Annotated in this window: 8 protein-coding genes, 1 tRNA gene and 3 pseudogenes; 1 reads left to right on the forward strand and 11 read right to left on the reverse strand. The window is 22.2% G+C overall.

Annotated elements, in window-relative coordinates:
• Positions 1-99 precede the first annotated feature (99 nt).
• The 11 genes and pseudogenes from GJT96_RS02510 to GJT96_RS00935 form a co-directional block, all read right to left on the reverse strand.
• A pseudogene (locus tag GJT96_RS02510) lies at positions 100-1,206 on the reverse strand (carbamoyl phosphate synthase preATP-grasp domain-containing protein).
• 92 nt (positions 1,207-1,298) lie between these two features.
• Positions 1,299-1,535 (reverse strand): hypothetical protein, encoded by a 237-nt coding sequence (locus tag GJT96_RS02515; RefSeq protein WP_486599022.1) that lies wholly within the window; start codon positions 1,533-1,535, stop codon positions 1,299-1,301.
• 210 nt (positions 1,536-1,745) lie between these two features.
• Positions 1,746-2,036: pseudogene (locus GJT96_RS02520) on the reverse strand (ATP-binding protein); the annotation flags it as partial.
• Between the two features lie 306 nt (positions 2,037-2,342).
• On the reverse strand, positions 2,343-2,489 hold the full coding sequence (locus GJT96_RS02525; protein WP_486599021.1) for a carbamoyl phosphate synthase preATP-grasp domain-containing protein: 147 nt from the start codon (positions 2,487-2,489) through the stop codon (positions 2,343-2,345).
• Positions 2,490-2,622: 133 nt separating this feature from the next.
• Positions 2,623-3,721 (reverse strand): annotated as a pseudogene (gene carA / locus GJT96_RS00905) (glutamine-hydrolyzing carbamoyl-phosphate synthase small subunit).
• A 239-nt stretch (positions 3,722-3,960) separates the two neighbouring features.
• Positions 3,961-5,445 carry a ketol-acid reductoisomerase gene (gene ilvC, locus GJT96_RS00910; RefSeq protein WP_169780368.1) on the reverse strand — a complete coding sequence of 495 codons (1,485 nt, stop codon included), beginning with the start codon at positions 5,443-5,445 and terminating at the stop codon, positions 3,961-3,963.
• Positions 5,446-5,551: 106 nt separating this feature from the next.
• Positions 5,552-7,411 (reverse strand): dihydroxy-acid dehydratase, encoded by a 1,860-nt coding sequence (ilvD, locus tag GJT96_RS00915; protein WP_169780369.1) that lies wholly within the window; start codon positions 7,409-7,411, stop codon positions 5,552-5,554.
• A 32-nt stretch (positions 7,412-7,443) separates the two neighbouring features.
• Positions 7,444-8,373: a branched-chain amino acid transaminase gene (locus tag GJT96_RS00920; RefSeq protein ID WP_169780370.1), complete on the reverse strand. Its 930-nt coding sequence runs from the start codon at positions 8,371-8,373 to the stop codon at positions 7,444-7,446.
• 42 nt (positions 8,374-8,415) lie between these two features.
• On the reverse strand, positions 8,416-8,649 hold the full coding sequence (gene ilvM / locus GJT96_RS00925; RefSeq protein ID WP_169780371.1) for an acetolactate synthase 2 small subunit: 234 nt from the start codon (positions 8,647-8,649) through the stop codon (positions 8,416-8,418).
• A complete protein-coding gene (gene ilvG, locus GJT96_RS00930) occupies positions 8,650-10,314 on the reverse strand; it encodes an acetolactate synthase 2 catalytic subunit (protein ID WP_169780372.1) in 1,665 nt (554 codons plus the stop codon). It lies immediately after the preceding gene.
• 247 nt (positions 10,315-10,561) lie between these two features.
• Positions 10,562-10,634 (reverse strand) — tRNA-Trp (locus GJT96_RS00935).
• A 242-nt stretch (positions 10,635-10,876) separates the two neighbouring features.
• Here GJT96_RS00935 and GJT96_RS02355 point away from each other — a divergent pair.
• A partial coding sequence (locus GJT96_RS02355) for an FAD-binding oxidoreductase (protein WP_247646095.1) occupies positions 10,877-11,233 on the forward strand: 357 nt, incomplete at its 3' end.

The raw sequence follows: 11,233 nt of genomic DNA on the forward strand, positions 1-11,233 counted from the left end.
GCAAAACTACTTCTTTAACAGAAAGAAATAATGGATAAATTTCTTTTTTAAAATTTAGATTTAAACTAGATAACGATTTACTTATCATAACTAATGTGCCTATTTTGCTAAAGGTATATTAATTGAAACAAATGGTATTGTTCTAGAAGCTCTAGGATTAACCTCTATAACATAAACTACATTATTTTTAATAGCAAATTGTATATTTATAAATCCACATATATTAATTTTCATCGCTAATTTTTTAGTCTGTAACTTAATTTCATTTAAAACTTCCGATTTTATATTTCGTGTAGATAAAGAACAAGCAGAATCACCAGAATAAATTCCTACTTGTTCGATATGTTCCATAATACCACCTATAAAAATATCTTTTCTATCGCAAATTGCATCTACATCTACTTCTATTGCATTATCTAAAAAATTTTCTAATAAAACAGAAATATTATATTTTATATTTAATAAAAAATAATTTTGTAAATCATCTGCATTATATACTATTTCTATTCATCTCCCACCTAAAACATAGGAAGGTCTTACAATTAAAGGATAACCTAAAAGATTAGCTTTTTTAAAAGCATCATCTAAATTTTTTACTATATAACTAAGTGATTGTTTTAATTTTAAAAAATTAACAATATTTTGAAATTTTTTTCTATTCTCAGCTAAATCTATTGAAGATGAACTTGTTCCCATGATATTTATATTTTCCTGTTCTAATTTTTTAGCTAAATTTAATGGATTTTGTCCTCCATATTGGATAATAACACCTAATGGTTTTTATATTCGAATAATTTCTAATATATTTTCTAAAGTTATAGGTTCAAAATATAAACGATCAGAAATATCATAGTCTGTCGAAACAGTTTCGGGATTACAATTAATCATTATTGTTTCAAAATTATTTTCACGTAAAATTATAGATAAATGTACACAACAATAATCAAATTCTATTTCTTGTTTTATTCTATTAGGACCACTACCTAAAATAATAATTTTTTTTTTATTATTATTAGGATTAGCTTCACATTCCGTTTCATATGTCGAATATATATAAGCAGTATTAGTTTTAAACTCAGCAGAACACGTATCTACCTTTTTATATATTGGGTGTATATTATAATTATACCTTAGTTTTCTTATTGTTTTTTCAGATACATTTAAAATATTAGCTAATCTAACATCAGAAAATCCTTTTTTTTTAATTTAAAAAAATATTTTTTATTATTTAAATGTTTAATACCTAATGTTTTAATTTTTTTTTCGGTTAAAATTATATCTTGTATTTGTGATAAAAACTACATATCTATTTTAGAATAATTATATATTTCTTTAATAGAAATATTTATTCTTATAGCATCTGCAATAAATTGAATTCTATCTGGACCCGGTTTTTTTAACTTTTTTATAATTAAATTATAATAATCTTTACTATTAATTTTATTAATTTTAATTGGTTCAAATCCATAAATACCATTTTCTAAACTACATAATGCTTTTTGAATAGATTCTTGAAAAGAACTACCTATAGACATAACTTCACCTACTGATTTTATTTGTGTTGTTAATCTATCATTAACACCATAAAATTTTTCAAAATTAAATTTAGGTATTTTTGTTACTACATAATCAATAGATGGTTCAAATGCAGCTGTAGTATAATCATTAGTTATATTATTTGTTAATTTATCTAATGTGTAACCAATAGAAAGTTTTGCTGATATTTTAGCTATTGGAAAACCAGTTGCTTTTGATGCTAAAGCAGAAGAACGTGAAACACGAGGATTAATTTCAATTACTATTAATTTTCCGGTTATAGGATTAATTACAAATTATACATTTGCACCTCTAGATTCAAGAACAATAGCTCTAACTATAGAGATAGAGGCATTTCTTATTATTTGATATTCTTTATCAGATAAAATTTGTGCCGGTGCAACCGTAATTAAATCTCCTGTATGTATACCCATCGGGTTTACATTTTCAATAGAACATATAATAATTGAATTTTCATTTTTATTTTTTATAACTTCCATTTCATATTATTTCCATCCAATTAAAGATTCATCTATAATTAATTTATTATTAAATGATAAACTTAAACCATTATTACAAATTTTTTTAAATTCTGTAATATTATATGCGATTCCCTCTCCACTACTCCCATAGTAAATAAAGGTCTAATAATACATGGAAATTTAATTTTTTGTATATATAATTTTTGCAAAATAAGAACGATTTTCTGCTTTATAAATAGTATTAATAGATGTTCCAAGAACTTTTATATTAAATTTTTTTAATATATTATTTTTATGTAAATTTAAAATACAATTTAAAGCAGTTTATCCCCCCATTGTAGCTAAAATAACATCAGGTTTTTCTTTTTTTATAATTTTAGTAATAATATGCCAATTAATAGGTTCTATATAGGTTACATCAGCAATATTTGGATCTGTCATTATAGTAGCAGGATTAGAATTAACTAAAATTAAATTATATGCTTCTTCTTTTAAAGCTTTACATGCTTGTGTGCCAGAATAATCAAATTAACAAGCTTGACCAATAATAATTGGTCCAGATCCCAAAAGCATAATATTTTGTATATCAGTACGTTTTGGCATTTTAAAATCTCTTATATTTTTTTCTACAATATATATGAATTAATTTTATAAAATAATTAAATAATATAGATGAATCATGTGGTCCTGGACTTGCTTCCGGGTGTCCTTGGAAACCAAAAGCAAAGTTTATTAATGCAATGAATTCCTTCTATAGTATTATCAAATAAAGATTTATGTGTAATTTTTAATTTTTTTGGAAAATTATTTTTATCAATAGTAAAATTATGATTTTGAGTAGTAATTAATACTTTATTATTTTTTAAATCTTTTATAGGATGATTACTTCCATGATGACCTATATTCATTTTTATTATTTTTGCTCCATTAGCAATAGCTAAAATTTGATGACCAAAACAAATTCCAAAAATAGGAATATTTATTTTTAATATTTTTTTTACGGTATTTATTATATAATGACATGGAGTAGGATCTCCTGGACCATTAGATAAAATAATTCCATCAGGATTTAATTTCATTAGATCTTTATAACTTATAAAAGCAGAAACAACAGTAACTTTACATTTTCTATCAACTAACATTTTTAAAATACTATTTTTTACACCAAAATTTAATACTATAACATGTTTAGAAAACATACAATTTTTAATTTTTTCTGTATTTTTATTACTTAATATCCAAGAATAATTTACTTTTGTAGTAATATCTTTAATTAAATCTAAACCTTATAAACCTTTAAATTGACATATTTTTTGTAAAATACTTTCATAATTAAAACGTTTTTTAGTAGAAATTAAAGCAATTTTATTAATTTTTTTATTACATATTAATCTTGTTAAAAATCTTGTATCTATTCCTTCAATAGCAACAATATTCTTCTTTTTAAGAAAAATATCTAATTTTTCTATACTACGATAATTACTTGATATTTTAGATAAATTACTAATAATAAGTCCTTTTGCATAAATTTTTGATGATTCATTATCATTTAGTACCAATATTACCAATATGTGGATATGTTAAAATTATAATTTGTTTATAATAAGAAGGATCAGTAATTATTTCTTGATAACCAGTGAAGAAGTATTAAATATTATTTCTCCTATAACTATTCCATCTATTCCTATAGAATTTCCAAAGATTTATGTCCCATCTTCCATTAATAATATTGCTTTATTTTTCAAATTATTCTCCATAACTTATAATTTTTTATATAAAAATATAATATTAAATATTAAAATTATTTATTTATAAATTTTTATAAAAAATCCTTACAAAATTTAAAAATAAAATTTATATAAAATATATATTAAAAAAAAATAATTTAATTTATTTTTACTAAAAATAAATTACTCTCTTTATAAAAAGAGAGTAATTTATTTTATTCATTAATATTAGTTAAAGATTTCATATTAGTCATATAATTTCTTAGTTTATATCCTATTTTTTCAATAGGATGATTTCTAATTTCATTATTTATTTTATATAAATAACTATTATTTATAGATGTATTTTTAATTTCAAAAATTCCTAAATCTTTTGTTGTAAGATTATTTACAAATTTTCTTAATAAAGGAATAGCATTATTTGTAAATAAATAATTACCATATTCAGCAGTATTTGATATAACTTTATTCATTTCATATAATTTTTTTCTAGCAATAGTATTTGCAATTAAAGGTAATTCATGTAATGATTCATAATATGCTGAGGCAGGTGATATACCAGATTCTATCATTAATTCAAATGATAATTCAACACTACTTTTAATAGTAGTAATCATAAAAATTCCTTGATCAAAATAATCTTGTTCTTTTATATCAAATTTTTTTAAGTTTTTGATTTTTTCAAATTTATTATTTTTATATATTTTTCTCCACTTTATTAAATCACTATTATTATTTTTCCAATCTTGAATAAGATTTTGAGAAAATTTACCTGAAAGTATATTATCAATATGTAATTGAAATAAAGGTTTTAATTTTTTTTTTAAAATTAATGATAATTTATAAACATGTATTTTATTAAAATTATTTAATCTATCCATCATTAAACTAATACCTCCTTGTTTTAAGGATTCTGTAATATATTCCCATCCAAATTGGATTAATTGTGCAGAATATAATGGATCTTGTTTTAATTCTAATAATTTCTCAAATAATAAAATTGATATTGTTTGTAACATCCCACATAATACAGTTTGTTCACCCATTAAATCTGATTTTACTTCAGCAATAAAAGATGATTCTAATACACCAGCTTTATGACTTCCAATTGCTGTAGCCCAAGCTTTAGCTAATTGAAAACCATAATTATTATTATTAGCTTCTTGATGAACAGCAATTAAAGCTGGAACTCCAAAACCTCTTTTAAATTCTTCTCTTACTTCTGTTCCTGGACATTTAGGAGCTACCATAATAACTGTAATATCTTTAGATAAATTTTCTCCTTCTTCTATAACATTAAAACCATGAGAATAACCTAATGTTGCTCCTTTTTTTATTAAAGATTTTATGCTTTTTAAAACACTATGATGATTATTATCAGGAGTTAAATTAATAATTAAATCAGCATTAGGTATTAATTCTTCATATGATCCAATAATAAAGTTATTTTTATATGCTCTTTGCCAAGATAAATTTTTTTTTTTTATAGATTCTTTTTTTAAAGTATATGAAATATTTAATCCTGAATCTCTCATATTTAATCCCTGATTTAAACCTTGAGATCCACAACCTATAATAACAATATTCTTATTTTTTAATAAATTAAGACTATTATTAAATTCTTTAAATTGCATTAATCTACATTTTTGTAAATTTTTTAATTTTTTACGAAAATTTAAATTATTAAAATAATTTTTCATTTAATGATCCTTTTTTATAAAAAAAATTGATATTTAATAAATATTATTGATTTTAATAAACATTTATATTGAAATTAATAATTTTTTTATTTTAGAGATATTTATCTTATGTTATTAATTTATTTTTATCTCTTACTGCACCTTTATCAGCACTAGTTACAAAACTAGCATAAAATTTAAGTGCAAGAGAAATTTTTCTAGGTCTTTTATATAAAGGTTTATATGATAATAAACCTCTTTTTTCTTCTTGTTTAATCCTTTTATTTAAAATAGAATTAGAAATATCTAAATTGATAGATCTTTTAGGTATATTAATTTGAATAATATCATTATTATGTACTAAAGCTATCAATCCTTTGTTAGCTGCTTCAGGAGAAATATGTCCTATAGATAAGCCTGAAGTACCACCAGAAAATCTTCCATCTGTAATTAAAGCACATTTTGTATCTAAATTCATAGATTTTAAATATGATGTAGGATATAACATTTCTTGCATGCCTGGTCCACCTTTAGGTCCTTCATATCTTATTACTATAATATTTCCAGGAAAAATTTGTTTATTTAAAATTGCATATACTGCTTCTTCTTGACTATCAAATACTTTTGCTTTTCCTTTAAAAATCATTAATTTTGGATTTACACTTGCTGTTTTAACAACACATCCATCTTTAGCAAGATTACCATATAGAATAGCTAATCCTCCATCTTTACTAAAAGCATATTTATATGAACGTATACAGCCTTTTTTTCTGTCTTTATCTAACGTAGAATAAATATTTTTTTGTGAAAAAGGATGTATTGTTTTGATATTTCCAGGAGCAGATAAATAAAATTTTTTTATATTTATATTTTTTTTATTTAAAATATTATATTTATATATAGTTTCTTCCATGGTATATCCTAAAATATTTATAGTATTTTTATGTATTAAATTTATTTTATTTAATTCATTTAAAACTCCAATTACTCCTCCTGCTCTATGAAAATCTTCCATATAAAATTTATTAGTACTAGGTGATATCATACATAACCATGGAGTTTTTTTAGATAAATCATTAATTGTATTTAAATTAAATACTATATTAGTTTCTTGTGATAAAGCTATCATATGTAAAATTGTATTTGTAGATCCACCCATAGCAATATCTAATGTCATTGCATTTTCAAATGATTTTTGATTAGCGATATTTCTAGGTAAAAAATTAGTATTATTACTATCGTAATATTGTTTAGTAATTTCTACTATTTTTTGAGCAGAATCTATATATAATTTTTTTCTATTGATATGTGTAGATAATAATGATCCATTACCTGGTAATGATAAACCTAAAGCTTCTGTAATACAATTCATAGAATTAGCTGTAAACATTCCAGAACAAGAACCACATGTTGGACATGCATTAAGTTCAATTTTTTTTATATAATTATTAGATCGTTTTGGATTAGCTGATTGAACCATAGCATCAACTAAATTAATTTTTGTAATCTTTTTATTTTCCTTCATATTTATTTTGCCAGTTTCCATTGGACCTCCTGATACAAAAACAGTAGGTATGTTTAAACGTAAACTAGCCATTAACATTCCAGGAGTAATTTTATCACAATTTGATATACATATCATTGAATCAACACAATGTGCGTTTATAACATATTCAATAGAATCTGCAATAAGTTCTCTTGAAGGTAATGAATATAACATTCCGTTATGTCCCATTGCTATACCATCATCAATAGCTATTGTATTAAATTCTTTAGGTATCCCTCCATGTTTTTTTATTTCATTAGAAATTATTTTACTTACATTTTGTAGATGAATATGTCCTGGAACAAATTCTGAAAAAGAATTTACTATTGCAATAATAGGTTTATTAAAATCTTTGTCACTCATTCCTGTTGCACGCCAAAGAGCTCTAGCTCCAGCCATATTACGACCTTTAGTCGTAGTAAATGAACGATAATTAGGCATATTTATTTTCTTTTGTTAAAATTAAAAATTTATTAAATATTAATATAATCTAACCAATTCCATTTATCTTTTTTTTCTCCCTTTAATAGAGAAATAAATTCTTCTTGTATATTTTTTGTAATTTTTCCTTTTTCTCCATTATTAATTAATATATTATCTACACTACAAACAGGTGTAATTTCTGCAGCTGTTCCTGTTAAAAATATTTCATCAGCTAAATATAAAGATTCTCTTAATATAAAAGATTCTTTAATTATGATATTTAAATTTTGAGCTATTTTAATAACAGAATCTCTAGTTATTCCAGGAAGAATAGATGAACTAAGTGGAGGAGTAAATAAAACATTGTTTTTTATTTTAAAAATATTTTCTCCAGAACCTTCAGAAACAAATCCTAAACTATCTAATGATATTCCCTCATCATATCCATTTCTACGTGCTTCATTACTAATTAATAAAGAAGATAAATAATTACCTCCTACTTTAGATAAAGTAGGTATAGTATTAGGTTTATATTTATTCCAGGAAGATATCATTGCATTAATACCATTAATTTTTGCATTATTACCAAAATAATTTTTCCATGGAAAAGCGCTAATCATTATATCTGTATAATAATTTTTAGGAGGATTAATTCCTAAACCAACATCTCCTATAAATACTAAAATTCTAATATAAGCTTCTTGAAGTTTATTAACATTAATTGTAAGATAAACAGCATTCATTATTTCTTTTATAGAAAATTTTATTGGAAAACGATATATTTTAGCAGAATTATATAAACGATTTATGTGATCTTTATGACGGAAAATAACAGAACCTTTACATGATTTATAACATCTAATACCTTCAAAAACAGATGTACCATAATGTAACGCGTGACTCATAACACTAATTTTAGCATTTTCCCATTTTATAATATTGCCATTTAACCAAATAAAATCTGCTTTTTTTTTAGACATTATTATAATTCCTATTTTATGTAATAATGTTATTATAATGTTTTACGATAAGATAACTATATCTAATACATCTATAAGTTTTTTAATTTGTTTTACCAAAAAATCTATAGGTTTAGAGCTTTTTACTGTTAATTGAAAATTAATATTTTTAAATTTATTAACTACATTAATATTCATTTTTTTAAGTAAAAAACCTCTATGACGAATAATTCTCATTATTCTTTCACTTATTTCAGGACTAATATTTGTTTTAATATGTAACTGATATTTATGCATTTAATTTTTCTCTATCATACAATTATTACTATATCCAGGGGGTACTAAAGGCCAAACATTATCATTTTCATTAATAGAAACATGTAATATATAAGGTTTATTAATGGAAAAAATTTTTTGTAAACTTTCATTAATTTCATTAACATTATTTATACTATGTCCAGATATTCCAAAAGATTTTGCTAATTGAATAAAATTTGGATTATCACATAAATATGTTTCACTATATCTTTTTTTAAAAAAGATTTGTTGCCATTGTCTTACCATTCCTAATCTTTTATTATCTAATAATATAATTTTTATAGGTAAATTTTTTCTTTTAATTGTACTTAATTCCTGAATATTCATCATAAATGATCCATCTCCAGAAATACATATAACATTATTATTAGGTTTAGCTATTTGTGCTCCAATTGCAGCAGGTAATCCAAAACCCATTGTTCCTAATCCACTAGAAGTAATAAAGTTTTTAGGATTTGAAAAATTTATATGTTGTGCTACCCACATTTGATGTTGTCCTACATCAGTAGTAATAATAGTATTTTTATTTTTAATATCTGATAATTTTTTTAGTAGAATAGGGGCAAATATTTTATTTCTATTTTTATGATAATTATATATATAAGAATATTTTTTCTTAATTTTTTTTATATATATTTGCCATTTTAAAATATTTTTAGGTTTTGCTAAAAGTGGAATTAAATAATTTAAATTTCCTAATAATGCTACATTTACTTTACAAATTTTATTAATTTCAGATGGATCTATATCTAGATGAATAATATTTGCATATGGAGCAAATTTTTTTATATTCCCTCCTGTAACTCTATCATCAAATCTAGTTCCAATAGCTATTAATAAATCACATTTTTGTACAGTATAATTTGCTGCTTTATTTCCATGCATTCCTATCATTCCTAAATAATATGGATTTTCATTATCTATAGTACCTATACCTTTTAAGGTAACTACTGTAGGAATTTGAGATTTTTTAATAAATTTTCTTAATACCTTTACTGCATCACCTATATTAATTCCGCCTCCTACATATAATATAGGCATTATAGAATTTTTTATTAAAAAATTTGCTTTTTTAATTTTTTTAATTGAAGGTTTTTGATGCGAAATAATAAAATATTTTTTATTTTTTAAAATATCTTTTTTATCTATATTAGATAATTGTATATCTTTAGGTATGTCTATTAATACAGGTCCTGGTCTTTTAGATAATGCTATGTAAAAAGCTTTATTTATAATATTGGATAATTCTAGTGATGAAGTTATTAAAAAACTATGTTTAGTGCATGATAATGACATACCTATAATATCTATTTCTTGAAAAGCATCTGTCCCGATTAATGGAAGTGATACTTGACCTGTAATTGCAATAATTGGTATAGAATCTACCATCGCATCTGCAAGACCAGTTATTAAATTAGTTGCTCCTGGACCCGATGTAGCAATACATACTCCTATTTTCCCGGTAGCTCTTGCATATCCAATAGCTGCTATTGCAGCTCCTTGTTCATGTCTACATAGTATATGTTCTATATCTTCATCATATAATGCATCATAAAGAGGCATTATTGCTCCTCCTGGATATCCAAATATTGTTTTAATATTTTGCTTTTTTAATGTTTGAATTATACATTGTGCTCCGTTCATATTTTATACCTCTTTTTTTTCGTAAAATGATATGTATAATTCAATTTAATTATAATTTAATTTACGTATATTTTAAGATAAAATGATATGGTTTTATAATTGATATGTTATTAAAATTTTTATATAAATCATAGAAATTTTTAAATTAAATATTCATATATATGAATATATATTTGTATAAAATATTTTACTATTTATTTCTAATATCTTTTTAAAAATAAATAATATTTTTTATAAAAAATATTTTCAGGGGTGGAGGGATTTGAACCCCCAACCATTGGTTTTGGAGACCAACATTCTACCAATTAAACTACACCCCTTATTATTTGTATATAAAAAATATATGTAATATAATATATTATATTATATGATTTTATTAGTAAAATTTATTTACAATAAAATTTTTTTATTTTAAATATAAAAATATCTTGTTATTATTAAATAGTATTTTTATATTTTAAAATTTTAATAAAAATCATTTTTATATATTATTAATTACTATTTTTTATAGAAATTTTAATAAAATTAATGAATTATTTTATAATTTTAAAAGGATAATAAAATGACAGAATGGAGTATTGGAAAAATAAAAGAGATTAAATATTGGAAAAATAATTTATTTAGTATTATTTTAAAAGCAAAAATAAATAATTTTTTTGCTGGTCAATTTACTAAGTTAGCATTAAAAATTAATAATAAAAAAATACAAAGAGCATATTCATATATTAATTCACCAAAAAATAAAAATTATGAGTTTTATATTTCTAATATAAATAAAGGTAATTTGACTCCATTTTTATATAAATTAAAAATTAATGATAAAATTATGATTGCTAAAAATGCATTAGGAAATTTTACAATAAATAATATTAATTCTTGTAAAAATTTATGGATGTTATCTACAGGAACCGGAATCGGG

Source organism: Enterobacteriaceae endosymbiont of Donacia piscatrix (assembly GCF_012569525.1).
Lineage (GTDB): Bacteria > Pseudomonadota > Gammaproteobacteria > Enterobacterales > Enterobacteriaceae.

What these genes read in the sequence shown, in the direction of transcription:
- ilvC (WP_169780368.1), bottom strand. Translation starts at nt 5,445, where the DNA reads ATGAAAAATTATTTTAATAATTTAAATTTTCGTAAAAAATTAAAAAAT.
- ilvD (WP_169780369.1), bottom strand. Translation starts at nt 7,411, where the DNA reads ATGCCTAATTATCGTTCATTTACTACGACTAAAGGTCGTAATATGGCT.
- GJT96_RS02515 (WP_486599022.1), bottom strand. Translation starts at nt 1,535, where the DNA reads ATGTCTATAGGTAGTTCTTTTCAAGAATCTATTCAAAAAGCATTATGT.
- GJT96_RS00920 (WP_169780370.1), bottom strand. Translation starts at nt 8,373, where the DNA reads ATGTCTAAAAAAAAAGCAGATTTTATTTGGTTAAATGGCAATATTATA.
- ilvM (WP_169780371.1), bottom strand. Translation starts at nt 8,649, where the DNA reads ATGCATAAATATCAGTTACATATTAAAACAAATATTAGTCCTGAAATA.
- ilvG (WP_169780372.1), bottom strand. Translation starts at nt 10,314, where the DNA reads ATGAACGGAGCACAATGTATAATTCAAACATTAAAAAAGCAAAATATT.